Annotated in this window: 23 protein-coding genes; 15 read left to right on the forward strand and 8 right to left on the reverse strand. The window is 58.3% G+C overall.

Annotated features, from left to right (window positions below; genetic code table 11):
- The first annotated feature begins 52 nt into the window (after positions 1-52).
- The 4 genes from pepN (at position 53) to ABJD00_RS08235 (ending at position 4,393) form a co-directional block, all read left to right on the forward strand.
- Positions 53-2,596: an aminopeptidase N gene (pepN, locus tag ABJD00_RS08220; protein WP_413829562.1), complete on the forward strand. Its 2,544-nt coding sequence runs from the start codon at positions 53-55 to the stop codon at positions 2,594-2,596.
- A gap of 97 nt (positions 2,597-2,693) precedes the next feature.
- Entirely contained in the window at positions 2,694-3,191 is a 498-nt protein-coding gene (locus ABJD00_RS08225; protein ID WP_413829564.1) for a DUF1993 family protein, read from the forward strand.
- A gap of 18 nt (positions 3,192-3,209) precedes the next feature.
- Positions 3,210-3,953: an SDR family oxidoreductase gene (locus ABJD00_RS08230; RefSeq protein ID WP_413829566.1), complete on the forward strand. Its 744-nt coding sequence runs from the start codon at positions 3,210-3,212 to the stop codon at positions 3,951-3,953.
- Positions 3,954-3,961: 8 nt separating this feature from the next.
- The gene (locus tag ABJD00_RS08235; protein ID WP_413829568.1) at positions 3,962-4,393 is read left to right on the forward strand and encodes a hypothetical protein; all 432 of its coding nucleotides are present in this window, start codon (positions 3,962-3,964) and stop codon (positions 4,391-4,393) included.
- Between the two features lie 87 nt (positions 4,394-4,480).
- On the opposite strand, the gene ABJD00_RS08240 is transcribed toward ABJD00_RS08235, so the two are convergent.
- Positions 4,481-5,218 (reverse strand): transglycosylase SLT domain-containing protein, encoded by a 738-nt coding sequence (locus tag ABJD00_RS08240; RefSeq protein WP_413829570.1) that lies wholly within the window; start codon positions 5,216-5,218, stop codon positions 4,481-4,483.
- Positions 5,219-5,446: 228 nt separating this feature from the next.
- Between ABJD00_RS08240 and ABJD00_RS08245 the strand changes: the two genes are divergently transcribed.
- Positions 5,447-6,745 carry a hypothetical protein gene (locus ABJD00_RS08245; protein WP_413829572.1) on the forward strand — a complete coding sequence of 433 codons (1,299 nt, stop codon included), beginning with the start codon at positions 5,447-5,449 and terminating at the stop codon, positions 6,743-6,745.
- A gap of 18 nt (positions 6,746-6,763) precedes the next feature.
- Here the strand turns inward: ABJD00_RS08245 and ABJD00_RS08250 are convergent, their stop codons facing one another.
- Positions 6,764-7,141 carry a hypothetical protein gene (locus ABJD00_RS08250; RefSeq protein ID WP_413829574.1) on the reverse strand — a complete coding sequence of 126 codons (378 nt, stop codon included), beginning with the start codon at positions 7,139-7,141 and terminating at the stop codon, positions 6,764-6,766.
- A gap of 229 nt (positions 7,142-7,370) precedes the next feature.
- Here ABJD00_RS08250 and gatB point away from each other — a divergent pair, with 229 nt between their 5' ends.
- Entirely contained in the window at positions 7,371-8,894 is a 1,524-nt protein-coding gene (gatB, locus tag ABJD00_RS08255; protein WP_413829576.1) for an Asp-tRNA(Asn)/Glu-tRNA(Gln) amidotransferase subunit GatB, read from the forward strand.
- Positions 8,895-9,113: 219 nt separating this feature from the next.
- A complete protein-coding gene (locus ABJD00_RS08260; RefSeq protein WP_413829578.1) occupies positions 9,114-10,778 on the forward strand; it encodes an alpha/beta hydrolase in 1,665 nt (554 codons plus the stop codon).
- Positions 10,779-10,873: 95 nt separating this feature from the next.
- On the opposite strand, the gene ABJD00_RS08265 is transcribed toward ABJD00_RS08260, so the two are convergent.
- On the reverse strand, positions 10,874-12,061 hold the full coding sequence (locus tag ABJD00_RS08265; protein WP_413829580.1) for a class I SAM-dependent methyltransferase: 1,188 nt from the start codon (positions 12,059-12,061) through the stop codon (positions 10,874-10,876).
- Between the two features lie 79 nt (positions 12,062-12,140).
- Between ABJD00_RS08265 and ABJD00_RS08270 the strand changes: the two genes are divergently transcribed.
- Both ABJD00_RS08270 and ABJD00_RS08275 read left to right on the forward strand, forming a co-directional pair.
- Positions 12,141-12,614 (forward strand): thioesterase family protein, encoded by a 474-nt coding sequence (locus ABJD00_RS08270; protein ID WP_413829581.1) that lies wholly within the window; start codon positions 12,141-12,143, stop codon positions 12,612-12,614.
- A gap of 85 nt (positions 12,615-12,699) precedes the next feature.
- Positions 12,700-13,101, forward strand: a complete 402-nt coding sequence (locus ABJD00_RS08275) for a DUF4177 domain-containing protein (RefSeq protein ID WP_413829583.1) — start codon at positions 12,700-12,702, stop codon at positions 13,099-13,101.
- Positions 13,102-13,193: 92 nt separating this feature from the next.
- On the opposite strand, the gene ABJD00_RS08280 is transcribed toward ABJD00_RS08275, so the two are convergent.
- Positions 13,194-13,451 carry a BolA family protein gene (locus ABJD00_RS08280; RefSeq protein WP_413829585.1) on the reverse strand — a complete coding sequence of 86 codons (258 nt, stop codon included), beginning with the start codon at positions 13,449-13,451 and terminating at the stop codon, positions 13,194-13,196.
- A 74-nt stretch (positions 13,452-13,525) separates the two neighbouring features.
- Here ABJD00_RS08280 and ABJD00_RS08285 point away from each other — a divergent pair, with 74 nt between their 5' ends.
- Complete coding sequence (locus ABJD00_RS08285) at positions 13,526-14,152, forward strand: J domain-containing protein (RefSeq protein ID WP_413829587.1); 627 nt, start codon at positions 13,526-13,528, stop codon at positions 14,150-14,152.
- Here ABJD00_RS08285 and ABJD00_RS08290 read toward each other — a convergent pair.
- Entirely contained in the window at positions 14,145-14,606 is a 462-nt protein-coding gene (locus ABJD00_RS08290; RefSeq protein WP_413829589.1) for a hypothetical protein, read from the reverse strand. The genes ABJD00_RS08285 and ABJD00_RS08290 overlap by 8 nt on opposite strands.
- A 225-nt stretch (positions 14,607-14,831) precedes the next feature.
- Between ABJD00_RS08290 and cobS the strand changes: the two genes are divergently transcribed.
- The 5 genes from cobS to ABJD00_RS08315 all read left to right on the forward strand — a co-directional run bounded on the left by cobS (position 14,832) and on the right by ABJD00_RS08315 (position 20,648).
- The gene (cobS, locus tag ABJD00_RS08295; RefSeq protein ID WP_413829591.1) at positions 14,832-15,818 is read left to right on the forward strand and encodes a cobaltochelatase subunit CobS; all 987 of its coding nucleotides are present in this window, start codon (positions 14,832-14,834) and stop codon (positions 15,816-15,818) included.
- A complete protein-coding gene (locus ABJD00_RS08300; RefSeq protein ID WP_413829593.1) occupies positions 15,818-16,198 on the forward strand; it encodes a hypothetical protein in 381 nt (126 codons plus the stop codon). The genes cobS and ABJD00_RS08300 overlap by 1 nt, the downstream gene beginning before the upstream one ends.
- A 310-nt stretch (positions 16,199-16,508) precedes the next feature.
- A complete protein-coding gene (gene cobT / locus ABJD00_RS08305) occupies positions 16,509-18,386 on the forward strand; it encodes a cobaltochelatase subunit CobT (RefSeq protein ID WP_413829595.1) in 1,878 nt (625 codons plus the stop codon).
- 51 nt (positions 18,387-18,437) lie between these two features.
- Positions 18,438-20,228 (forward strand): aminopeptidase P family protein, encoded by a 1,791-nt coding sequence (locus ABJD00_RS08310; protein ID WP_413829597.1) that lies wholly within the window; start codon positions 18,438-18,440, stop codon positions 20,226-20,228.
- A 75-nt stretch (positions 20,229-20,303) separates the two neighbouring features.
- Entirely contained in the window at positions 20,304-20,648 is a 345-nt protein-coding gene (locus ABJD00_RS08315; protein WP_413829599.1) for a DUF427 domain-containing protein, read from the forward strand.
- A 165-nt stretch (positions 20,649-20,813) separates the two neighbouring features.
- On the opposite strand, the gene ABJD00_RS08320 is transcribed toward ABJD00_RS08315, so the two are convergent.
- From ABJD00_RS08320 to ABJD00_RS08330, 3 genes are all read right to left on the reverse strand, one after another.
- The gene (locus tag ABJD00_RS08320; RefSeq protein ID WP_413829601.1) at positions 20,814-22,502 is read right to left on the reverse strand and encodes a chloride channel protein; all 1,689 of its coding nucleotides are present in this window, start codon (positions 22,500-22,502) and stop codon (positions 20,814-20,816) included.
- Between the two features lie 133 nt (positions 22,503-22,635).
- Positions 22,636-24,285, reverse strand: a complete 1,650-nt coding sequence (gene recN / locus ABJD00_RS08325; protein ID WP_413829603.1) for a DNA repair protein RecN — start codon at positions 24,283-24,285, stop codon at positions 22,636-22,638.
- 40 nt (positions 24,286-24,325) lie between these two features.
- Positions 24,326-25,189, reverse strand: coding sequence for an outer membrane protein assembly factor BamD (locus tag ABJD00_RS08330; RefSeq protein WP_413829605.1), 864 nt, complete (start codon positions 25,187-25,189; stop codon positions 24,326-24,328).
- Positions 25,190-25,349 lie beyond the last annotated feature (160 nt).

Consider the following 25,349-nt stretch of genomic DNA (forward strand, 5'->3'; position numbering starts at 1 on the left):
CCGCAGCACTACCCTCACGTCGAAACTCCTTCCCACCAAAGGCGGCCCCCATATGCGCGATGCGTCCCCCCAAACGATCTACCTCAAGGACTACGCCCCCTTCGGCTTTGCCGTGCAGGACGTGCACCTTACCTTTGATCTGGCGCCATCCGCCACGCGCGTGACGGCGCGTATCCGATTTGTGCCCGACCGCGCCGCCGCGGATCGCACCTTCTTTCTAAACGGTGAAAACCTATCGCTGATCTCTGCCAAGATCGACGGTGAAGCTGTCAAACCCACACTCACAGATGAGGGGCTGACCTGCGACGTGCCGGACATGCCCTTTACGTGGGAGGCCGAGGTGCAGATTGATCCAGCGGGCAACACAGCGCTCGAAGGGCTTTATCTGTCCAACGGTATGTACTGCACTCAATGCGAGGCCGAAGGGTTTCGCAAAATCACCTACTACCCCGACCGCCCAGACGTGATGAGTACATTCACGGTTCGCATCAACGGCCCCCACGGCACGCTCCTGAGCAATGGCAACCCGGTGGCCTCTGGCGATGGCTGGGCGGAATGGCACGATCCGTGGCCAAAACCGGCCTACCTCTTTGCGCTGGTGGCGGGCGAGTTGATTGCCCATCGCGACACCTTCACCACGATGGAAGGACGCAAGGTCGACCTCGCCCTTTACGTGCGCCCCGGTGACGAGGGCAAATGCGCCTTTGGGATGCAAGCGCTGAAAGATTCGATGGTCTGGGATGAAAAGGTCTATGGCCGTCCTTACGATCTTGATGTGTTCAACATCGTGGCCGTGGACGACTTCAATATGGGCGCGATGGAGAACAAGGGGCTCAACATCTTCAACGCCTCTGCCGTGCTGGCCAGCCCCGAAACATCGACAGACGGAAATTTTGAGCGGATCGAAGCCATCATCGCCCATGAATACTTCCACAACTGGACCGGCAACCGGATCACGTGCCGTGACTGGTTTCAACTGTGCCTGAAAGAAGGACTGACTGTCTTTCGCGACAGCCAGTTTACCGCCGATATGCGCTCGGCTCCCGTGAAACGGATTTCGGACGTCATCGACCTGCGCGCGCGCCAGTTCCCCGAAGATCAGGGGCCTTTGGCACATCCGGTCCGTCCCGAGAGCTTTCAGGAGATCAACAACTTCTACACCGCCACTATCTACGAAAAAGGGGCTGAGGTCATTGCGATGCTCAAAACCCTGGTGGGCGACGACGCATATGCCAAGGCCCTCGACCTCTACTTTGACCGCCACGACGGGCAGGCTTGCACGATTGAGGACTGGCTAAAGGTATTCGAAGACGCCACCGGGCGCGACCTGAGTCAGTTCCAGCGCTGGTACGCGCAGGCAGGCACGCCGCATGTGGCGGTGTCCGAGGCGTTTGCCGATGGGACCTATACACTAGAGTTCACCCAAAGCACGCCGCCCTCCGCGACCACACCCGACCCTGCCCCGCTTGTCATCCCGATCGCCGTTGGCCTGATCGCACCCGATGGGTCCGAAGCGATGCCGACCCAAATCCTCGAACTGACGCAAGCCTTGCAGACCTTCACCTTTCCCGGTCTGAACGCAAAACCGGTGCCATCGATCCTGCGCGGGTTCTCCGCCCCAGTCGTGCTGGACCACGACGCCGATTACGCCTTCTTGCTGGCCCACGACACCGACCCGTTCAATCGATGGGAAGCAGCACGCAGTCTAGCGCGTACATCTTTGATGAACACGATCCTGAAAGGGACGGCACCAGATGCGGCTTGGATCAACGGGATCGCCAGCGTGATGCGTGACGACACGCTTGACCCGGCCTATCGCGCGCTGATGTTGGGGCTGCCGGGCCAATCCGAACTTGCCGCTGAAATTCAACGCGCAGGACACATCCCCGATCCCGACGCGATCTGGGTCGCAGTGAACACCCTGAAACAGGCATTGTCTGATAAAATCAGCGAAGAACTGCCAGCGATGTACGCCGCCCATAAGGTCACAGCACCCTTTGCCCCGGACGCCGCTCAATCCGGCATGCGCGCCTTTGGCAACGCCATACTCTCGCTGACCACGCGTCAGGACGGTGGCGATCAGGCGCAGGCGCAATACGACGCCGCCGACAATATGACCCAGCAGCTAAGCGCTCTGGCCAACCTGATCCGGGCCGGACGCGGCGATGCAGCCCTGTCCCAGTTCGAGGCGCAGTGGAAGGATGACCGGCTGGTCATGGACAAATGGTTCGGCCTGCAAGTGATGGAGGCCAAACCCGATGACGCCGCCGACACCGCCAAGGCACTGACCAAACATGCAGGCTTCAACTGGAAAAACCCCAACCGGTTCCGCGCCACACTTGGTGCACTTGCCGCGCATCACGCAGGCTTTCACGCCAAAGACGGGTCGGGCTATGCGCTGCTGGCGGACTGGCTGATCACACTCGATCCGGTGAACCCACAAACCACAGCGCGCATGTGTTCAGCCTTTCAGACGTGGCGGCGCTATGATGCAATCCGCCAATCCATGATCAGCAAGGAACTTGACCGGATCGCCAGCACACCTGACCTCAGCCGCGACACAACCGAAATGATCACGCGGATCAGAGAGGCGTAAGCGCCTCTCACACCTTTTCCTGCTTTATCTTGCAACGTACACTTCTGGCAGCGCGAGGGGCTGCCCTCCTCGCTCCCACACCTTTGGAATGCCCCCCATGGACTTCTTTGACGCCACCGTCCCACCGCTGAAACGGCTTGCTAAAACCGTGCCTCGCCTGATTGCGTGCTTGGAAACCGAAGATCCGATTTCCGCGCGCCTGACACCTGACAGCTTTACCGCCGGAGAACACTTCTGTTGCGCACTTGGGTTTGTGGCGCGGACGATCCTGCCGCTTGTGGGGCGCGACATCCCTGATCTGCCCTTTGACAATGATCCCGGACTGATCGTGGCACTGTCCGAAGATATGACGTTCCTTCTTGAGACCGTCTCACGCCATGATTTCCACGATGCAGAACACCGCGAGATCACCCATAATGCCGGCGAAGCAACATTGACCCAAAACGGAAAAGACTATGCACTCCTCTTTGCACTGCCAAATGCGCAGTTCCACCTGACGCTTGGCTATGCCACTTTGCGCCACGCAGGTGCGAATGTGGGCAAAGGCGATCTGGATGGCTTCCACCTCTATACGTCCTCACCAACGCGCCACTAAGACTTAAGGTGATATTTCATGACACAGCGCCCAATCTGCCTGATCACAGGTGCCTCCGCCGGAATAGGCGCCGCCTGCGCGCGACTGGCGGCCCCGGACTATGACCTCGTTCTGAATTACCGCAGCAACCAAAGCGCAGCTGAGGCTGTTAAGGCCGAAGCAGAAGCATTGGGCGCACGCGCTATACTGGCTCAAGGGGATGTCGCTGACCCAGAGGACATCGCAGCCATATATAAGATGGTCGATGATGAGTTTGGCCGCATCGACGTGCTGATCAACAACGCAGGGATCGTTGACCAGACCGCCAAAGTCACTGAAATCACCCATGCCCGCCTGACCCGGATGATGAACGTCAACGTCATCGGTGCAATGTTGGTCGCCAAAGAAGCGGTGATGCGTATGCAGGCACAGGGCGACGGCGGAGCGATCATAAATATCTCGTCTGCCGCCGCACGGCTGGGATCAGCCAACCAATATGTAGACTACGCAGCCTCAAAGGCCGCCATCGACATCTTTACCAAGGGGCTGTCAGATGAAGTCGCGGGCGACAACATTCGCGTCATGTCTATCCGCCCTGGTCTGATCGACACCGAAATCCATGCTAAGGGCGGCGAACCCGGCCGTGCGCAGCGGCTCGCCCACATGGTGCCAATGAAACGGGAAGGCTCAGCCGAAGAGGTTGCACGCGCGATTCTGTGGCTTGCCTCCCCAGATGCCAGCTACGTGACCGGTTCAACGCTTGACGTCACGGGTGGGCGCTGAGAGCGCCCATGACACCTTACAGCTATGAGACAAGCGGGCGAAATCGCAAGACGCTGGTGGCACTTGTTGTCGTCTGGGCCCTGATCATCATAGCTGTAATGACAATCGATGCCTCGCTCTGGCTGGCTGGGCTCATCGGCCTGTGTACTTTGCCCGCTTTATACGACCTGATTGTTGGGCGCCGTTCTGGGGTAGATATCGGCCCAGACAGGCTGCGCTGGTTCGCAGGCAAACGCACCGGTGAGATCACGTGGGACAAAATCAGCCATATGCGGCTTGATACCCGGCTCGACTTTTCGGTGCGCGCCAGTGCAGTGCTGGTGTCAGGGCGAAAAGTACGCCTTCCGCTGGAGGCCACGCCCCATGCCGACGCGTTCGAAGAAGAATTGAAAGCCCGCAACATCAAAGTCGAACGTCACCATTTTTCCCTCTTGGGATAAAGGCGGGCGTGTTTTGATGCTGAAGACTTGTCTGAGCGTCAGGTTGATGATCCGTCGAAACATCATATTTACTGTCGGGCGCGCCGTTCAGTCAGAGGCCAAACGTACTGGCCGCAACACTGGGCGCGTGGTGGCAAGCGGCGTGCAATAGCTTTGGCGACGCAACCAACCTGCCATGTCTGCACGTTTAGACCGGCTGCGCATCGGTCCCCAATCGGCCGCAACACCACGCCCGCCGGGGGCATAGATCACACCATCACGCGGTACAGTCACCGACATAATGCGGGCAGCACAACTAAGGTTGGCCGCCCCATTTTTGAGGGCCGAGCCAGAACCGATATTGCATCCATACCCGCGCGCGGTGGCAGGCGAAATCTGCAACAAACCGAACCATTTTCCACCGCCGCCAACGGCGCGCTGATTGTAAGTGCTTTCAAATTTGGCCAGTGCAGACATGAACCCAAGCCAGAAGCTGCGGCGCTGCTCGTCCGTTGCGTCCGGATAAAGAGGACACCACGCCCCTATATCCTTGGGAACTTCCTCAACCAGTGCCACTGCGTGAGTTTTTAGCGCACTCAGCGCGGCATGGTTCCATAACATATGGTCCGGTTTGCCGGCCCAGCGGGTGGCTGGGATATCGTGCTCTCGCAGCCGGGGCCGAACATCGGCGAGACTAAGTTGCGCCTCAGAAGTCGTTGTTTCCACTTCAGATTGCAATACATCAGCGGCCTGAATGCTCGCCTCCGCCTGCACAATGGAAGGCGCCGAAATAATCGCCGCTCCGACAGCAGTACACATTACAAAAAGGGCACGGTTCAAAAACATGCGCTCAACTATGAACGAGCCGTTTGCCTCGTGTCCAGTACAGGGCACTTTTGAGCGCCATTTGACCTGTCTTGGGCAACAATCCACCGATATCGATCAAATTGTCACGTTTATGCGAAAATCCACCGCCAAATCTCCACTGAAGAAGCGCGAACATGTACCGCCCCCGCCCTGTTTGTGACCCAATCGGCTGCCATCTATTCCGGTGTAACAAGTTCGGAATTTACTATGGCACTGGCATCACGCCTCATGGCACCAATCGCGCTAATGCGCACCAAACTCAAATCCCCACGGATGGAAATGGCGCATGATGGCGTGATGCAGCCGGTGAATACCGCGCATCACGTTCCTCAGCCTTGCGCCGCACTTAAGCCGCTCAAAGCTGCGTTGACCATCCCCTGCCCTGATCCCACGGCCGAAGAGCGTGCCCGAGACGTCCACCAGATGCGAGGTCAGAAGCTGGCCCGTCTTGAGGACTGGGAAAAGCTGACGGCAGAGATCGCGGCGGCCGACGCGGCGCGGCTCAAAACCCCCGGCGGAATGCCCGTCGCCGAAATCCTCGCATATGGCGCGCGCAATGATGTGGTTAGCGCTGTAGAGCATGCCCTGATGAATGGGCGTCCAGCCCATGATGCTCCACTGTTGGCAGGGATCGAGGCACTGGAACATGTATTGTCCGAACATCCCGAAAACCCTTATCTTGCGTGTATTGTAGCGCTGACGCACGTGGATCTGGGTTGGGCCTGGCGCGGCACCGCGTGGAAAATCGAAGTGCCCGCGCGCAATCTTGAGGCGTTCAGTGCGCATTTCGATCGTGCCGACAGCATCCTGTCCGATTTTGACGCGACCAGCCTAGACTCCCCGCTTGTTGCGGCGGCAAAATGCGCGCTCAGTGCCGCGCGCACACTGCCTGCCCGTCAGGTCGCCCGCCAGTTTGAAACTTGGATCGATCTGGACCCACGCAATGGCCGGGCCTACCGCGCTTTTGGCGCACAGATGCTGCCCCGCTGGAACGGCACCTACGAACAACTCGAACTAGAGGCGCGCCGCACGGCTGGCCGCATGCACGACGTTTGGGGTGCGGGTGCCTACACCTGGACCATGTTCGACGCGATCTCAAACGACACCGAAGCGTGCGCGCGCGTTGATCTGGAGTTCTTTCTGGACGGGTTGCGCGATATCCTTCGCCACACCAGTGACCAGCATACCGTCAATCTGTTGCTGGCCTACTGCGCCAATACAATGAGCGCGACCCAGACTGGCAATGACGAGGCCGACTATGTGCGCGCTCAAATTGCGCAAGCCGCAAACTGGATCGTGCGTGAACACCTGACCGAACTGCACCCGATGCTGTGGGCCCACGCTGCGCGCGGGTTCGACAATGCCCTGCGCGTGCGCAGTGCTGAGCGGTTTGCAGCTTCTGGCCATTCCGACGCGATGCATTTCCTGCGCAGCGTATTCCGGCGCGAATTGTCGTCTGGCAAACACGTCGTGTTTTCGCAAGGCGGCCTCGAGGCTGTTGGATGACAGAACGGCCCGCGAACATCAAACAGACGCCAACCGGCGCGCAGCCCCCGCTAGCAATGCCCGGGAGTAATACTTATGCGCGCTCAAAAGGCTGTGAAACACTGGCCCAAGGGTCAGCATACCAGCGCGTCCTCGCACCGGCACCACGACAGAGCCAAAACGTAACTTGCCATCACCGGCCTGTAGCCACGAATAGGTACGTCCGCCCACTTGAGCCAGCAAAACTTGGTCGTTTCGCCGCTCACTGACTTCCCAGACCGCGAAGTGTGTCGCCGAGCCTTGCGACAGGGTCGCCACATTATCGTCTGTTGAGCGCGCGCCTGCCGCCCATCGTAACACGAAACGCTCAGCACGAAACAAAGGCTGTGTGTAGAACGCGGTGATGAAATCGGGCAAGGCAACGGTCTCGGCGCACGCCACCTCAAAGCAACCGGTTTAATGCGCCTCCCGCTCAGCAAAGGGTGCGATCAGACTGTCTGAGGGCAGAGCGGTTTCGGTGACCTTCATGTCTGAAATCATGCCACATGCACGCGGACTGCCAACAGGCGCAATCGTCGCGCCCCCTTGCAGCGCATCATGGCCTGATCTATTCCCGCATCAGCGCCATTACCCACGGATAGAACCGATGCTGGACCTGACCTACGAGACCCCAAAAATCAAAACAATTGCCGGTGCGAAGCACGATTGGGAGTTGGTGATCGGGATGGAAGTGCACGCGCAGATTTCCTCAAACGCCAAGCTTTTTTCCGGGGCCTCGACCACCTTTGGCGCAGAACCCAATTCGAACGTGGCCTTTGTGGACGCAGCAATGCCTGGTATGCTGCCGGTGATCAACGAATTCTGCGTCGAACAAGCAGTGCGTACAGGCCTTGGCCTCAAGGCGGCCATCAACCTGACGTCCGCCTTTGACCGCAAAAACTACTTTTACCCAGACCTGCCGCAAGGCTACCAGATTTCCCAACTCTACCACCCAATCGTCGGCGAAGGCGAAGTGCTGGTTGAAATGGGTCCGGGCCCTGATCTAGGCAAAAAACGTTTGGTACGGATCGAACGCATCCACATGGAACAAGACGCAGGCAAATCGATCCATGACATGGATCCCAACATGTCCTTTGTCGACCTCAACCGCACAGGCGTCGCGCTGATGGAAATCGTGTCGCGCCCTGACATCCGTGGCCCAGAAGAGGCCGCCGCCTACATCACCAAACTGCGGCAGATCCTGCGCTATCTCGGGACGTGCGACGGTAACATGCAAAACGGTAACCTGCGCGCAGATGTGAACGTATCGATCTGTTTACCGGGTCAGTACGAGAAGTATCAGGAAACGCAGGACTTTTCCCATCTCGGCACCCGCTGCGAAATCAAGAACATGAACTCCATGCGCTTTATCCAGCAAGCCATCGACGTAGAGGCACGCCGTCAGATCGCCATTGTCGAAGGTGGCGGAGAGGTCGATCAGGAAACGCGTCTCTATGATCCGGACAAGGGCGAAACACGGTCGATGCGCTCCAAGGAAGAAGCACATGATTACCGCTATTTCCCTGACCCCGACTTACTGCCGTTGGAAATCGAACAAAGCTGGGTTGATGACATCAAAGCCTCCCTGCCCGAATTGCCGGACGAAAAAAAGGCACGGTTCATGGCCGATTTCGGGCTCACGGACTATGATGCATCCGTTCTGACGGCTGAGGTCGACACAGCCGCCTATTTTGAGGCCGTAGCCGCAGGCCGCGACGGCAAGGCAACGGCGAACTGGGTGATCAATGAGCTCTTTGGACGACTGAAAAAGGACGACCGCGACATCACCGAAAGTCCGGTCAGCCCCGCGCAACTTGGTGGCATCGTAGACTTGATCGCCAAGGGAGATATTTCGGGCAAGATCGCCAAGGATGTGTTTGAAATCATCTACACGGACGGTGGCGACCCTGCCGAAGTGGTCGAAGTGCGAGGCATGAAACAGGTGACCGACACTGGCGCTATCGAAGCAGCGGTTGACGAAATCATCGCTGCCAACCCCGCTCAGGTCGAAAAGGCGCGTGAGAACCCAAAACTTGCTGGCTGGTTCGTAGGTCAGGTGATGAAGGCGACGGGTGGCAAGGCCAACCCCAAGGCAGTGAACGAGATAGTTGCGGGCAAACTCGGGCTTTAGCCCCAACAAACAGGCCAAAAGGTTCTCCGCCGCATAGACGTTCCAACGATGCGCATCAGGTAATACTGGACTGCGTTGTCATGGGTTCATGACATCCCAACCCGAAAGCGCCGCAAGACACGGATAATAGTTTTGCGTGGCGCCCCGGTTTCGGCGAGTTTACAGTTGCGCCAAGGGTCTCATTCTTCGCGCTACGATTCACACCGTTGGGAACCAAAAGTGCATATTATCAAGAAAATTCTGGCTTCGTTTTCAGTCCCTTGCCTACTCTTTGGCTTCCTATTTTTTGCAGCATCTCTCACGCCGTCTTTGATCCCGCGCGGGCCAATGGTTCAGGGTGTTCTGGGCGGGGTAGTGATGGCGCTCGGGTATCTTGTCGCCAGAATCGTAGGGCTACTATGGCGTGCCGGAGACCTCCCACAGCTGTCGGGACAAACCGCTCGGCTGACGATGTGGGGCCTCACAATCGTGGTTGTCTCATTTCTGGGCTGGACCGTAGCGTCCAGCCTGAAATGGCAAAACGCCCTGCGTACCAAAATGGGCCTCGAACCTGCAGATGCACTCGATCTGATTTCCATCCTGACCGCCGCGTTCCTGACATTTGCCGTCGTCTTTATTGTTATGGGCCTTGTTGAGTGGCTATTTTGGATTGTCCAAAAGCGGCTGTACAGGATCATGCCGCCACGCCGCGCTAATGTGCTGGCTGCAGTCGTCGTTGGCCTACTCTTGTTCGTGGTCACGCGCGATGGTCTTTTTGATCAAACCGTTAGGGCTCTCGACACCAGTTATGAGACAGCGCAAGAGTTGTTCGACGCAGCACCCCCACCTCCGGACGATCCGAACGTTGTTGGGGGTGCCAATTCCCTGATTGACTGGGCCTCCATGGGCCAGCCCGGGCGGGATTTTGTGACTACTGGTCCGGACGCTGCCGCGATTTCAGCCTTTACCGGACGGCCTGCGCTAACCCCAATCCGCGTTTATGTCGGTCGCGCTCAGAGCGAGACACCACGCGAACGCTCTGAACTGGCACTGGCTGAACTGAAACGCCTTGGCGCTTTTGACCGTGAGGTTTTGATTGTCACCAGTCCGACCGGCACCGGGTGGATGGATCCGGGGTCGCACGATCCCGTCGAATATATGCATGATGGCGATATAGCGACCGTCGGTGCGCAGTATTCTTATCTGCAATCCCCCCTCGCATTGATCCTTGAAACCCGAACCGGGTTGGATCAGGCCACATCATTGCTCGAGATCGTGCACAACTACTGGAAGACCTTACCAAAGGATAACCGACCCCGGCTCTATGCACACGGCCTGAGCCTAGGTGCATGGTCATCCATGTACGCAACCAACCTTTTCCGCCTTGTCGACGATCCGATCAACGGAGCGTTCTGGGCTGGCCCTCCCTTTCCTTCCAACTTCTGGAATTATGTCCAGAATGCACGAGTGCCAGACAGTCCGTGGGTTTTACCAACCATCGATGACGGATCGCTCGTGCGCTATGCGTCTCACTATTCCGATGCATCCAAGGCTGAGGCCGATTGGGGCCAGATGCGTATCGTGTTCCTGCAATACTCCAGCGATCCCATTGTCTTTTATGATCCGTTCTCGCTGTGGCGGGCACCCCCCTGGATGAATGATCCACCGGCGCCAGACGCCTCGGAGCACATCCAGTTCATTCCTATCGTGACCCAGTTTCAGCTTGCCCTTGATATGGCGTTAGCCTTTGGCGCACCGCCTGGTCATGGGCATGCATATTATGCGCAGGACTACATTCCGCCATGGGTCCAAACGACGGCACCGGTAGGTTGGACAGATGCGGATACGGAACGGCTGAAAGCACATTGCGACCTCGGCGTTCAGTTCGGATGCAAGAACAACTAGAGAAATCCGGCAGAACGTGCCCTCGAGCGAAACATAGTGGTTGCGTGGCAATGCTTGCCAACACGACGGCACATCGCCAATTGAGCCTCGTTCGTTCAGATCAGCAGCCGCGAATAGTGCATCATACCAGACCCGCACAGCGCCTCCTCGACCGAAGACCAAAGCCCGTCAAACTCTCCAACCCCCATGCCGATTTCGCCCAGACACCGTCTGCCATCGACCAACGCGATCAACGGGCCAGCCTCGCGCGCCACATCAAAGTGAAACGTCTCACCTGCTGTATCGATCGTTATTCCGCCCGTTTTGGCAACATGGGCCGCTAAATCAGCGGCCTCCACAACTCGCAGATGCGGCACCGCCTCAGCATGCCCAAACGAGGGCGGAACGACGGCGCCTTTGGCCCGCACATAGACCACATGCGTCTTGAAGGTGCCCCGCAAATCCTCGGCCAGTTGCTGCACTTGTACTTCGCTCAGTCCTTCAGGTGGTTCGCCCACAATCGGTATTGGATCGTAAAGCATTGGCTCAGGGCAGCCAGCATATTCCAGTCCCGCCTGCCCCAGCGCTTCATGAACCTCGGTGATCGTGAATGGTCGGTCACGCCCATGCAACAAAAGGTCGTAGAACCCGGCATCCCCCTGCTCATGATCCACCACCCGTCTGTTCCGCTTGAACGGATGCGCATCGGGCAGCGCGCGGAACACCGCTTTGGCTTGCTTGAGGCGTTTTTCAGGCGGCAGCCCTTCGAACATCCGTCCAAACGCAGCCTGTAATGGATAAACGCCCGAACGCCCGTGCGGGGCGTAAACCATCAGTCCCATTCCTCCATCCGGCGCCAGCGCGCCTGCCAGTGCGTCAAAACCCGCCTGTGGATCTTCGAGATGGTGCAACACCCCACAGCAATCGATGTAATCAAAGGGGCCATAGTTCTGGGCGTCTAACAGCGAGCCGGTGACAAATGTAATGCCGTCAAGTTTGCGCACATTCGCTCGTTTTTCTGCCAAGGCGCGCGCAGCTACGGACATATCCAGATAGGTGATGTCGTAAGGGCGCTTGGCGTCCATCAACAGCTGCGCCAGTTGGATTAGCGCGTCACCTGTGCCACCGCCCGCCACCAGGACCCGCAAGGGCTGAGTCCAGTCGCGCGCGCCACCCCATAGCCAATGATCCATTTCGACCGGCAGTGACGGAGACCCAGTGATCAGCCGCTTGCGCTCGTCTGTCGGTTTGCGTTCAGGGTAAGGATAGGCCTCGTACTGCGCCTTTACCGCATCGTCGTTCATGATGTTGTCTCCGCGCCTCGTACTTTTCTCTTCCACCGCTCTGCCCTAACTTGGGGCGAACCGCAAACAGGAGACTGCTGTGACCGCACCTTTCCGTTCTTCAATCATGACCGTGCGGCCCGAATGGATCGACTACAACGGCCATCTGAATATGGCCTATTACAACGTGCTGTTCGATAAGTGCGCGGATGAGGTTTACGAGCGGATTGGATTTGGCCCCGACTATCACAGGATCACCGGCAACACCACTTATGTGGCCGAGTTTCATCTGGCCTATGTCCGCGAATTGCATGTGAATGACCCGGTGACAGTGACATTCCAACTGATTGATTTTGATGCCAAACGGTTTCATTCCTATCAGGAAATCTGGCATCAGGATGGATGGTTGGCCGCCACAGGAGAAGCGCTGACACTGCATGTGGACCAATCCGGGCCACGCGTTGCTCCGATGCCCGATGATGTGCTGAACAAAGTGCGCACTCTGGCGGATGAGCACGCCAGCCTGCCTCGGCCCTCCCGCGTGGGCGCCAGCATTGGCATCCGGCGCAAATAGAGCGCACTTACCCAAAACAGTCACGGTCTTTTCATGCCGTGCGACCGCGGATATACGCGCCAGAGAAGCGAAAAAAGGTACGGTCATGTCTAATTGGGAATACAAAGTTGTCCCGGCCCCGACCAAGGGCACGAAGGCGCACGGCGTCAAAGGGCCCGACGGGCGGTTTGCAAATGCGCTTGAGAGCTTGATGAACGACATGGGCCGCGAAGGTTGGGAATATCAGCGCGCCGAAACCCTGCCATCAATTGAGCGCTCCGGCCTCACCGGAAGCACCACAGAATGGCGAAATATTCTGGTTTTTCGCCGGGCTGTCGCCGCCGCGATGGACGATTTCGAACCCGAATTGTTGCCAGCCCCTGCACGGGATACGGCTGTGTCGTCAAAGCCAGCGGATCCGCCCATGACGGCAATCACGCAACCCGCCGCCGAAACCGAAGAGGCAAGCGCAGAAACGACGGCCAACGAAACCGACGCGCAAAAATAGGACGGTCAAGGAGCACTCTGAGCGTAACCGCCTCTGCGAGAATGCACTCAGGCAAATATTAAACGTTCAAGTCTGAGACTTGAGTGGTCTCCTTAAACGTCCAGATCAAGCGCCAACGCGTGTATGCGCCCGATGAGATCCGACCCCAAGGCGGAATGCACCGCGCGGTGACGAGAAACTCGATTTTTTCCTTCAAATTCAAGGCTGCGCAACCGGACATTAAAGTGGCTTTCGCCTGCGGCGGGAGCACCTGCATGCCCGGAATGGCTTGCACTGTCATCCACGACATCTATCTCTCGTGGGTCAAAGGCAGCACGCAATGCATCTTCTATTTCTTGCCGTACGGACATTTTTTTCTCTGACCCCCTTCAATCCTCGCTGTCATAGCCTAAACTCTAGCGCCTGAGTCGAAAAGGACCATCCCATGAGCAAGTCTGATCCCTTTGGTTTTGATATGTCCGTTTCTTCGGCCAAAAAGAAGAACCCGCGCGGTCGTCGCGGCATGTCTGGTGCGTCCGAAACCTCGACGCGGATTTGCGATCACGAGGGATGCGATGAGGCTGGCAAGTTCCGCGCGCCCAAGGCACCTGACGTGCTGGATGACTTTTTCTGGTTCTGCCAACAGCACGTACGTGAATACAACAGCAAGTGGAGTTTCTTTGACGGAACGACCGAGGCCGAGATCAACGCCCAGCAGTCCAAGGACAAAGTATGGGAACGCGCAACAAAGCCGATGACTGACCCTGAGGCGCGAGCCTGGGCCCGCCTTGGCATCGAGGACCCGCATCAGGTGCTGGGCAAGAACGCGACCCAGAACCCGGGCCGTGGCGGCAATGCAGCCGCGCGGAAACTGCCCCCCACCGAAAAGCGCGCCATCGAGATCCTTGAAACAACTGCAGATGCAACCAAGGCCGACGTACGCAAGTCATACAAGGCGCTGATCAAGGTCCTGCACCCTGACATGAACGGCGGCGACCGAAGCCAGGAAGAACAGCTGCAAGAGGTCGTCTGGGCTTGGGATCAGATTAAGGACAGCCGTAACTTCAAATAGTTAAGTGGCTTTCAATCCGCGCTCCATAGTGCATCGCCAACCCTGACAACAGCCAGTCTCCGGCCACGGCGGAGCTGGTAACGATGCTGTTCGTGATCGCAATTACGCCGAGTGATGCGCTAAAGCCGAGCGCTCGCATAACATCCGGGAGTGAGGACTGTGGCCCCTCCACCGCGACCAAGGTTGCTCCAACCACTGCGCCGAACAGAGTGGCGATTGACCAGCCAAGGCTGGACCAAAGCGCTCCGTGCCATCCTTTGTGCCCGAATGCGTCGACCAGCATCAGCCCGGCAAGTCCTGCCCCGGCAACTCCTGCGCAGATCATGACTGGAAAAGGCGGCATGAACCGTGCCAAATCGCCGCCCCATAGCGACATGGCCTGAGCCACCGCCCCACCTGCAATGGCCATCAGAGCGGTGCAGCGCACTCTTTGATATATTGAAAAAAATGACATTCTGTTCGCCCTATTGTTGTGATTGGCCACAGGATGACAGCCATTTGTGCATTCCAGCCGCGCAGCTTTTGCAGAGTTCGCGCAGTTTGTACGGCTTCGCGTACCCCTTCCCCTTGCCCTTCCCCGCGTTATGTTGCACCACGTCCCACGCGCCCAAACGCGGCGCATGACCAGCTTTGTCGCGCCCGAACAGGCGCGCACCTCTTGACTGTAAGGAACGGCGAAATGGCGGACGGCGCGATGGATATCAATGCAAAACCAAGCGAAGAGATTTCCGTCCGTGAAGTCTTTGGCATTGATACGGACATGGTCGTAAAGGGCTTTGCCGATGCGAGCGACCGCGTACCCGCCATCGACACCACCTATAAGTTCGATCCTGACACCACCCTCGCCATCCTCGCAGGCTTTTCGCACAATCGGCGCGTGATGATCCAAGGGTATCATGGCACAGGGAAATCGACCCACATCGAACAGGTCGCCGCGCGCCTGAATTGGCCCGCCGTGCGGGTCAACCTAGACAGCCATATCAGCCGGATTGACTTGATCGGCAAAGACGCGATCAAACTGCGCGACGGCAAGCAAGTTACTGATTTCCAAGAAGGTATCCTGCCTTGGGCCTTGCGCAATCCTTGCGCTATCGTCTTTGACGAATACGATGCGGGCCGCGCTGACGTAATGTTCGTGATCCAGCGTGTGCTGGAAGTGGACGGCAAACTGACATTGCTTGACCAAAATACCGTGATCGAACCCCACCCCTATTTCCGCATCTTTGCGACGTCCAACACGGTTGGTCTGGGTGACACCACGGGCCTTTATCACGGCACGCAGCAGATCAACCAAGGCCAGATGGACCGGTGGAGCCTTGTCGCCACGCTCAACTACCTGAGCATTGATGCTGAGACCGCGATCGTTCTGTCCAAGAACCCACACTACAACACGGCCGAGGGGCGCAAAACGGTCAAACAGATGGTGACCGTGGCCGACCTTACGCGCACCGCCTTCATGAACGGTGATCTGTCGACTGTTATGTCCCCACGCACCGTCATCGCATGGGCGCAAAACGCCGAAATTTTCCGCAATGTTGGCTATGCCTTCCGCCTGTCCTTCCTCAACAAGTGCGATGAACTGGAACGGCAAACCGTTGCCGAGTTCTATCAGCGCCTGTTTGACGAAGAACTGCCTGAATCAGCGGCGAGTGTCAGCTTGGGGTGATGCCCGCGCTTAAGTGTCTCGCACTTTTGGTCTGGCCCCTTCAGCTTTGTGCGGAACAGCACGCGCAGTCACAAACCGCTGCTCAGTGTGCCGGATTCTGGCTAGGCTATCATGACTATGGTCAGCTATCTGCATATCTGGAAGTGAACCCTGCGGACATAGAACGCGCCAACGCCTTTCGCGCCGTGGCAATTCGAATTGGCTCAGCCTCCCCGACCGAAATTGACACTTTCATTGCAAAGCAACGCAGCCATACGATCTCGTTGATGGATGCCGTGGTTTATCGCCGAGACCGATCCAGCCAACGCGTCTTCGAAGACCTAACTGAAACCTGCGAAACGCTGGCCAAAATGCATCCCGAAACCAGCGCGCTGCGGTGACGACTTTTGTTTTTCCTCTCGTGAAGCAGGCACGTCGCCAATTCCGGTTCTGCTATGGCATGGGGCGTTGATTAGCCGTCCGTCCAAGCTGCATCAAAAACCCAGATAGGTATAAAGTGATCATTAGCTCGCTGCGCTGAGCGTCGATTGGAACGGTCTACTCAGCGCCAGTTTCTGTGACCGCAAGCTTTCTTGCCCATCGTGCACGTGAAAAGGCAAAGCATCATATCCAGATGCGAGAAACGCTTGTCGTTGGCAATCTGGCCAATTCCCCCTTGCCATTCCCGCCCATAAGGGCAATTTCAGGGGCATGGCGCAGAACAATGACAACCCCGCAGATCCGTTCAAAAAGGCCTTGGCCGAGGCCACCAAAGTCATGGCCAATGACCCCGAGTTGAACGTCAGTTATTCAGTGGACCCATCGGGCGTGTCAGGCGATGCGATGCGCCTGCCACAAGTCAGCCGCCGCATGACCCGCGATGAGGTGATGCTGGCGCGGGGCACAGCCGATGCGCTGGCGCTGCACCGCCGCTATCATAACGGCCAGACCCACGCCCGCTATTCGCCCCAAGGCGACATGGCGCGGGACCTCTATGAGGCGATGGAAACCGCACGCTGCGAAGCGATGGGCGCGCGCGATATGCCGGGAACCGCGGGCAACATCGACGCCAAAATCAAGAACGACGCCATGCGCCGTGGCTATGATCAGGTCAAACAGGCCAGCGACGTGCCCTTGTCCGCCGCAGCGGGCTATCTTGTGCGCCATCTAGCGACAGGCCGTGACCTACCCGGTGGTGCGCAGAACGCGATGGAGTTGTGGCGCGGGTTTATCGAGGATCAGGCCGGCGGAACGCTGGATCGCATTGATGACATTCTGGACGACCAGACCGCCTTTGCCCGCTTCGCCCGGCAGGTGATCACTGATCTGGGCTATGGCGACCAATTGGGCGATGACCCCGACCAGATCGACGAAGATCAGGAAGACGAGGCCGAAGAAGGCAGCGACGAGGATCAGGATCCTGACAGCACCGGACAGGACGATCAGGATCAGGAGGATGAAGACGCCTCCCCCGAGTCCAGTCAGGAAGAACAACAAGACGCGAGTCAGGCGCAGGTCTCCATAGACGACATGGCCGATCAGGAGCTTGGGGAAGAGGCAGAGATGCCTGATGGCGAGGCCCCTCTGGAACCGCCCCCACCCCAACCCATGTCAGAGGCAGACCCGAACTATCAGGTGTACCTAAGCGATCATGACGAAGAGATCGCCGCAGAGGACCTCGCCGAGCCTGTCGAGCTCGAACGCCTGCGCGCCTATCTGGATCAACAGCTGGAACCGCTCAAAGGGGCGGTCAGCCGTCTGGCCAACAAATTGCAGCGCCGCCTTCAGGCCCAACAAAACCGGTCATGGGAGTTTGATCTGGAGGAAGGCACTCTGGATGCGGGCCGTCTGGCACGGGTTGTGGCAAACCCGACAACGCCCCTGTCCTTCAAGGTCGAAAAAGACACCGAATTCCGCGACACCTGCGTCACCCTACTTTTGGACAACTCAGGGTCCATGCGGGGTCGTCCGATCTCCATCGCGGCCATTTGCGCGGACGTTCTGGCGCGCACATTGGAACGGTGCAACGTTAAGGTCGAAATCCTCGGCTTTACCACCCGCGCGTGGAAAGGCGGGCTTGCCCGCGAGGCGTGGCTGAACGATGGCCGCCCCGCGCAACCGGGACGGCTCAATGATCTGCGCCACATCGTCTACAAATCCGCAGACGCTCCTTGGCGGCGTACACGCCCAAATCTGGGGCTGATGATGAAAGAAGGGCTGCTCAAGGAAAACATCGACGGCGAGGCGCTGGAATGGGCCCACCGCCGCATGGTCGGGCGTCCCGAGGCACGTAAGATTCTGATGGTCATATCGGATGGCGCGCCTGTTGATGACAGCACCTTGTCGGTGAACCCGGCCAACTACCTTGAAAAACACTTGCGCGACGTGATTGCCATGGTCGAACGCAAACGCGCTGTCGAATTGCTGGCGATCGGGATCGGGCATGACGTGACCCGCTATTACGACCGCGCGGTGACCATCACGGATGTAGAGCAGCTGGCGGGTGCGATGACCGAACAACTGGCGGCTCTGTTTGACAGTGACCCACGGGCACGCGCGCGTGTGATGGGCATGAAGCGCGCCAGTTGATGCCACCCTTTCAAGGGAATATTCTTTCTGGCCAGATAAAGGGGATGCGGCATGTTTCAGTCGTTTGAAGTCACGGCTCGACCCGAACAGGGCCCGCCCCGGTTGGAGGCTTTGCGCGCCGTCATACAAGGCGAGGCACTGGACGGGTTCCTCGTGCCACGCGCGGACGCGCATCAGGGCGAGTATGTATCGGCGCGAGATGAGCGTCTTGCGTGGCTGACTGGGTTTACTGGTTCTGCAGGGTTTTGCGTGGTTTTGACTGACGTTGCCGGCGTGTTCATTGATGGCCGATATCGCACACAGGTTAAGGCACAAGTAGCCGACGTCTATACTCTAGTGCCGTGGCCAGATGTGAGCCTTGGCGCATGGCTGAAAGAGCAATTGCCCGACGGCGGTCGCGTCGGCTTTGATCCTTGGTTGCACACCCCTGCCCAGATAGAACAGGCGCTTGACGCATTGGCAGGCACCGGCATTGAACTGGTGCAATCAGAAAACCTCGTGGACCGGATTTGGCCGGACCAGCCTGCCCCGGCGGCTAAATTGGCTAAAGTTCATCCTCTTGAATTTGCAGGAGAACCCCACGAGGATAAACGCGCTCGACTGGCGACCGACCTGATCGATGCGGGCGCTGAAGCGGCTGTGATCACCTTGCCAGACTCCTTGTGTTGGTTACTCAACATTCGCGGGGCAGATATCCCGCGCAATCCGATTGTGCAGGGTTTTGCCATTCTGCACAGCACTGGCGCGGTGGATTTGTTCATGTCGCCGGTCAAACTCGACGACGTGCGCGACCATCTGGGAGACAGCGTCACAAGCCATGGACCGGATGCGTTTTTGGCTGAACTCGCCGCGCTAAAAGGTCCAGTCCTTGTTGATAAGTCGTCGGCTCCTGTGATTGTGGCCGACACTCTCGGGGATGCCATCAAATGGGGGGGCGATCCCTGCGCTCTGCCCAAAGCCTGCAAGAATGCCGCTGAAATCGAGGGCAGTGCGGAGGCGCACTTGCGCGATGGAGCTGCGGTGGTGGAACTGCTCGCCTGGCTCGATGTACAAGAGCCTGGCAGCTTGCGCGAGACGCAAGTGGTCACCGAATTGGAAGGGTACCGGCGGCGCGACAACGCCCTGCAAGACATCAGCTTTGAAACGATTGCGGGCACCGGGCCGAACGGCGCGATCATGCACTACCGCGTAACCGAAGAGACGGACAGCGCCCTACAGGACGGCCAGTTGATCGTGCTGGACAGTGGTGGGCAGTATCTGGACGGGACCACAGACATTACCCGCACCATTGCCATCGGCACACCGCCCCAAGAGGCCCGTGCTGCCTTTACGCGCGTGCTGATGGGCATGATCGCAATGTCGCGCCTGATCTGGCCCAAGGGTCTGGCGGGCCGCGATATCGAAGTGATCGGACGCGCGCCACTCTGGTATGCACATCAGGATTTTGACCACGGGCTGGGCCATGGTGTCGGGGCCTACCTGTCGGTACATGAAGGTCCACAGCGACTAGCCCGCACCAGCTCGGTGCCCTTTCAGCCCGGAATGATCCTGTCCAATGAGCCGGGGTACTATCGCGAAGGCGCCTTTGGCATTCGCATCGAAAACCTGCTGGTCGTCGAACAGGCCACACCGCCCGCGGGTGGAGACATACATCGCGAGATGCTGAGTTGGCGCACTCTGACCTACGCACCGATTGACCGGACCCTGATTGTACCGGACATGCTGGACGCTCCATCTCGTGCTTGGCTTGACGCCTATCATGCTGAAACCCTGGCCAAAATTGGCCCGCGCGTATCAGATCCAACACGCGCCTGGCTTGCCGAAGCATGCCGCCCGCTCTAGCTCTGGCAGCACCGTCACGCATCTGTTACACGTTGCGTCCATCACCGCACACAGCCCACTTAGAGGAGGCGTTTCATGGCCGACCACATCACGATTCGTAAGGCAGACGGCACCTGGACTGTGCGCGCCGGCGGGGCTGTTTTGGGCGAAAGCACAAACGCGCTGGAGCTGAGCGAGGGCGACTATCCACCGGTCATCTACTTCCCTCGTTCCGACATCGCGATGGCATTTCTGGACAAAACCGACAAAGTGACGCACTGCCCGCACAAGGGTGACGCGAGCTACTTTTCCGTCGTAACAAAGTCGCAAACTCTTGAGAACACAGTCTGGAGTTATGAAGCGCCCAACGAGAACGTTGCACGGATCAAAGACCATCTGGCATTTTATACCAGCGAAGGCGTCGCGGTCGAAAAGATCTGAGGAGCGATCACCTATGTGATCGCAACCGGTGGAAAATACTGCTTTTCAAAGAAAATCAGTCGGCCACACCGTCTATCCAATGAGTATGGAACCCAATGATCCCCAAAACACCTAATGGGTCGGCGGGTGGGCGCCTTAGCGCAGCAAACAGAGCGGGCACCGGCCTCAACTGTGCTCTTCCGCCGCCGTCGCCGCCAAGGCCCGGTTATAAGCCTTCAGCGCGTCCACGTGGAACAGCGAACCTTTCAACTCCGGGGCAGCATCCTTGCCAGTCAACGTCACCACTGGAATGAACGGCACCAATGTCCGATCAAAGATGGGCAACGCGACCTCGAGCGTGGCCGCGGCATCCACATAGATGCCATCTCCTATCAGCTCCCAACTTCGCGCCTCATCCGCGGCGCGCGGGTCGTCCGGTTTGCGCATGACAGAGCTGACAGTAAACATCGCCAGCAAATAGGCCTGTGGCCCCGCGGCCAGATGCACGCCACGCCGCTCAAGTTGGGTAAGGAAGAAACTCCGATCGACCAGCCGCGAAGCCAAAGCGGTCGACATCGACACAGCAACCATCACAGCAAGCCCCGTCTGCCAGTCCCCTGTCAGTTCGAACACGATCAATGTCGTTGAAATCGGTGCGCCCAGAACCGCAGCCGCAACAGCGCCCATGCCCGCCAGTGCATAGAGCGACACAGACCCCGACACATCCGGAAATACACTTGTCGCAATCAGCCCAAAGGCCAGCCCGGACAATGCCCCGATCATTAGAGACGGCGAAAACACCCCGCCCCCCATACGACCCGCCATGGTGATCGCCACGGCGGCTGTTTTAAGAACCACAAACACCGTGACTTCGTTCAAGGCCAGTTGCCCATTCAGTGCCAGCAAGGTGGTTTCGTACCCCACCCCAATGATGTGTGGATAGAAAATGGCCATGCCGCCCAGCAAAGCGCCTGCAATCGGTGGGCGCAGCCAACGCGGGATACCGGTGCGTTTTTGAAATGCCGTCCCAACATCATCTGTCCAGAAAATCGACCGCATCAGAACGACCGCGACCAATCCGCAGACAAGGCCAAGCAACAGGAAAGCCGGTAGTTCCTGGTAAAAAACCAGTTCGTTCGTCTCTGGCGATGTGAACTCCCGCACGTCGCCAAATTCCAATCGACTGATCACTGTACCTGCCACCGAAGCGATCACGATGGGAGCAAAGGCATGGACCGCAAAATGGCGCAACACCACCTCAAGCGCGAACAAGGCCCCTGCAATTGGGGCATTGAAACTGGCAGAAACAGCGGCGGCCACCGCGCACCCCAGCAGATCACGCCCCGTGATCCCATCTGCGCTGATCCAGCGCGACACTTTGGTGGAAATGACGGCTGCAATATGCACCACCGGGCCCTCCCGCCCGGTTGATCCACCTGTCGAAAGAGTGATGAAGCTGGCAAAAGCCGACGCAATCCCAGCCTTCGTGCCCACTTGTCCGTTGCGCAAGGCTGCCCCTTCGATGACGTCCGCGACACTGCGTGCAACTCCGTCACGGGTGAAATGGTGCAGTATCAGCCCGGTCAGCACCCCCCCGACAATGGGAATAACCAATATCCAGTACCACGGTAGATAGGTCGCGGCGCTATGCAGGTATTGAACGTCCTCGGTGCCATAAAGCCAGGCTTGCAGAGCCTCGATTCCCTTGCGGAAAAACAGTGCCGCAGACCCGGCTGCGATACCGACAGCCAACGCGATAAACCAGAACTGTACTTGAGATGGTCCCTGCTGGCGTAGCACCAACCACCCGTCCCGACATGCGTTCAATGCAAGGCCATATTGCTTGGCAATAAAGGGGCGTGTGGGCTCTGCCATGGGTCAGGTGCGGGTCACAATGCGTGAAGACGTAACTAAGGTTAGGCGAAATGCTGCACCTGCGAAACCCCGGAACCTATGCAAAGCCCCGCAATCCCGGAATTTCAATCTAAACGCGAGTCCTTTGCAAATATCACCCTGCCAGCAATGCAATCGCGGCTCCGCGCGCCTGCTTGGTGATCGTATCCCCGGCCAGCATGCGCGCGATTTCATCGACCCGGGCTTCGTTGGCCAGCGGGACCACAGTTGACGTGGTCATTTCGCCCTTCACCCGTTTTTCGACCCGCCAGTGATGTGCGCCCAATGCCGCAACTTGCGGGGAATGGGTCACGACCAGCACTTGCCCTCCCGCCGCCAGCGTCGACAACCGGCGCCCGACGGCATCGGCTGTTGCACCGCCGACGCCCCGGTCGATCTCGTCAAAGATCATGGTCAGACCCGACTGCTCGCGCGTGAGGCAAACTTTGAGCGCCAGCAAAAACCGACTAAGTTCGCCACCCGATGCAATCTTGTTCAGCGCACCCGCAGGGGCGCCCGGGTTGGTCGCCACGGAAAAGGCAACGGCGTCGAACCCCTCTGGGCCAGGCGCCTCATCCCCCACTTGCGTAGTAAACACCGCCCGCTCCATTTTGAGCGGGGCAAGCTCTTGCATCACGGCTGTGTCCAAATTTTTGGCCGCGGCGATACGCGCCGCGCGCAAGGTCTGCGCAGCGGTCTCATAAGCGGTCTCGGCAGCGGCCAATTCTGCACGCAAGCGCCCCAAATCTGCTTCCCCAGCATCAAGCGCGGCAAGTTTGGTCCGCAAATCGCCGGCAAAGCCGGGCAAAACATCCACACTGATCCCATGTTTGCGCGCCAGTGCACGGATCGCAAACAAACGCTCTTCGGTCTCTTCAAGGTCTGTCGGGTTAAACTGCATCGCCTCAAGGGCACGGACAATCCCGTCGCTGGCCTCATCCAGCTCCCCAAGCGCGCGGGACAACGCGGCCAATGGCGCATCAAGCGTTCCCTCGGCCTGCTCGGCCACCCCGTCGAGCCAGCGGATCGCGTCGCTCAACGCGCCTTCGGCCCCATCATGCCCCAAGCCCTGATAAGCGCGCTGGACATCCTCACGAATGCGTTCAGCCCCCTGCATCTGGCGGCGGCGTGTGTCTAGCTCGGCCTCTTCCCCGCCCTTGGGATCAAGGGCGTCGCATTCAGCAACAGCATGACGCAAGAATTCCTCTTCCGCCCGAATCGCATCCATAACAGCTTCTGCGTCCGATAATGCCTTGCGGGCTTGCCCCATCTCTCGCCAGCGTGCGCGAGTGTCAGCGCGCGCGTCATCACACCCGGCAAAAGCATCCAAAATGGCGCGGTGACCACGAGGGTTCAAAAGGCCCCGGTCATCATGCTGGCCGTGCAATTCAATCAGCGTCTCACTCAACGCGCGCAGCACTTCGCCCGAACAACGGCGATCATTGACCCACGCAGTCTTGCGACCATCAGACATGTTCACCCGGCGCAGGATCAACTCATCATCGACAGGCAACCCCGCCTCTTCCAACACAGCGATGGCGGGATGACCCGGGCTCAGATCAAAGGACGCGACCACCTCGCCTTGCTCGGCCCCCTGCCGGACCAGTTCGGCCCGCCCGCGCCAACCAAGGACAAAGCCAAGCGCGTCCAGCAATATCGACTTGCCCGCCCCTGTCTCGCCGGTCAACACGTTCAAGCCAGGCTGAAACTCAAGTTCCAGCCGGTCAATGATCAGCATATCCGAGATATCAAGGGTACGCAGCATCAGGGCCCATCCTAAAGGCGGCGTTCACTCTGCCATCACCTCAGAGCCACCGGCCCTTAATCATCTGACGGTAAGTTTGTGACAGCCAGTTATCGCCACGCACACGAGGTTCCAGCCCCTGCCCGGTCAGCAACTTGAAACTGTCCTGATACCAGTCAGTCGATTGATAGTTGTAGCCAAGGATGGCACCCGCCGATTGCGCTTCATCCGTCAACCCAAGTGACAGATAGGCCTCGACCAGTCTGTGCAACGCCTCGGGCGTGTGGGTCGTGGTCTGAAAGTCTTCTACCACCACGCGGAAACGGTTGATTGCGGCAGCAAAGTTGTCGCGGCGCAAATAATAGCGACCAATTTCCATTTCCTTGCCCGCAAGGTGATCAAACGCCAGATCAAATTTCAGGATCGACGCCTTGGCGTACTCGCTGTCAGGATAGCGCTCAATGACTTCCCGCAAGGACTGCAAGGCTTGGAACGTCAACCCTTGATCGCGCCCCACTTCATCGATCTGATCATAATAGCTGAGCGCCAGCAGGTACTGCGCATAGGCTGCATCATCATCATCGGGGTAGAAGTCGATAAACCGCTGCGCAGAAGAGCGTGAGTTGGGATAATCACGATCCCGGTGATATGCAAAGGCCTGCATGATCAATGCGCGCCGCGCCCAGTCGGAATAAGGGTAAAGCCGCTCAATCTCGGAAAAGTAAAACGCCGCTTCGCTTAGGTCGTCCTGTTCAAGTTCAAACTCGCCGCGCTCGAAAATTTGCTGAGGTGTAAAGCTTTCGAGCGGGACTTCCTGCTGATTCAGAAAACTACCGGTCGTGGGCCGGTCGGAACCGCAGGCCGCCACAAACCCGGTCAGCACCAGTACACTCGCCAGTCGCAATATGGATGTCCCGCGGTTCATGCTTTTCCCCAACGACGCTCAACACCGCCCTGTTTCAGGCTGTTTGGGTTTCTTTAACACAAAGTCAGGGAAGGATAAAATGCCGATTTGCCTTACTGCACAGCGTTTTGAGAAAAGCGCAGGCAATTCTGCTTGCCGATCTTCTGAGGTCACTGGGAGT

The organism is Tateyamaria sp. (assembly GCF_039945315.1).
Taxonomy (GTDB): domain Bacteria; phylum Pseudomonadota; class Alphaproteobacteria; order Rhodobacterales; family Rhodobacteraceae; genus Tateyamaria.

Bases quoted from the DNA above. Each gene is read 5' to 3' on its own strand.
- ABJD00_RS08275 (WP_413829583.1), top strand. From the start codon at position 12,700: ATGTCTAATTGGGAATACAAAGTTGTCCCGGCCCCGACCAAGGGCACG.
- ABJD00_RS08330 (WP_413829605.1), bottom strand. From the start codon at position 25,189: ATGAACCGCGGGACATCCATATTGCGACTGGCGAGTGTACTGGTGCTG.
- ABJD00_RS08240 (WP_413829570.1), bottom strand. From the start codon at position 5,218: ATGTTTTTGAACCGTGCCCTTTTTGTAATGTGTACTGCTGTCGGAGCG.
- ABJD00_RS08235 (WP_413829568.1), top strand. From the start codon at position 3,962: ATGACACCTTACAGCTATGAGACAAGCGGGCGAAATCGCAAGACGCTG.
- ABJD00_RS08225 (WP_413829564.1), top strand. From the start codon at position 2,694: ATGGACTTCTTTGACGCCACCGTCCCACCGCTGAAACGGCTTGCTAAA.
- ABJD00_RS08300 (WP_413829593.1), top strand. From the start codon at position 15,818: ATGCCCGCGCTTAAGTGTCTCGCACTTTTGGTCTGGCCCCTTCAGCTT.
- ABJD00_RS08310 (WP_413829597.1), top strand. From the start codon at position 18,438: ATGTTTCAGTCGTTTGAAGTCACGGCTCGACCCGAACAGGGCCCGCCC.
- ABJD00_RS08315 (WP_413829599.1), top strand. From the start codon at position 20,304: ATGGCCGACCACATCACGATTCGTAAGGCAGACGGCACCTGGACTGTG.
- cobT (WP_413829595.1), top strand. From the start codon at position 16,509: ATGGCGCAGAACAATGACAACCCCGCAGATCCGTTCAAAAAGGCCTTG.
- ABJD00_RS08290 (WP_413829589.1), bottom strand. From the start codon at position 14,606: ATGTCATTTTTTTCAATATATCAAAGAGTGCGCTGCACCGCTCTGATG.
- gatB (WP_413829576.1), top strand. From the start codon at position 7,371: ATGCTGGACCTGACCTACGAGACCCCAAAAATCAAAACAATTGCCGGT.
- ABJD00_RS08285 (WP_413829587.1), top strand. From the start codon at position 13,526: ATGAGCAAGTCTGATCCCTTTGGTTTTGATATGTCCGTTTCTTCGGCC.
- ABJD00_RS08320 (WP_413829601.1), bottom strand. From the start codon at position 22,502: ATGGCAGAGCCCACACGCCCCTTTATTGCCAAGCAATATGGCCTTGCA.
- ABJD00_RS08245 (WP_413829572.1), top strand. From the start codon at position 5,447: ATGGCACTGGCATCACGCCTCATGGCACCAATCGCGCTAATGCGCACC.
- recN (WP_413829603.1), bottom strand. From the start codon at position 24,285: ATGCTGCGTACCCTTGATATCTCGGATATGCTGATCATTGACCGGCTG.
- pepN (WP_413829562.1), top strand. From the start codon at position 53: ATGCGCGATGCGTCCCCCCAAACGATCTACCTCAAGGACTACGCCCCC.
- ABJD00_RS08280 (WP_413829585.1), bottom strand. From the start codon at position 13,451: ATGTCCGTACGGCAAGAAATAGAAGATGCATTGCGTGCTGCCTTTGAC.
- cobS (WP_413829591.1), top strand. From the start codon at position 14,832: ATGGCGGACGGCGCGATGGATATCAATGCAAAACCAAGCGAAGAGATT.
- ABJD00_RS08230 (WP_413829566.1), top strand. From the start codon at position 3,210: ATGACACAGCGCCCAATCTGCCTGATCACAGGTGCCTCCGCCGGAATA.
- ABJD00_RS08265 (WP_413829580.1), bottom strand. From the start codon at position 12,061: ATGAACGACGATGCGGTAAAGGCGCAGTACGAGGCCTATCCTTACCCT.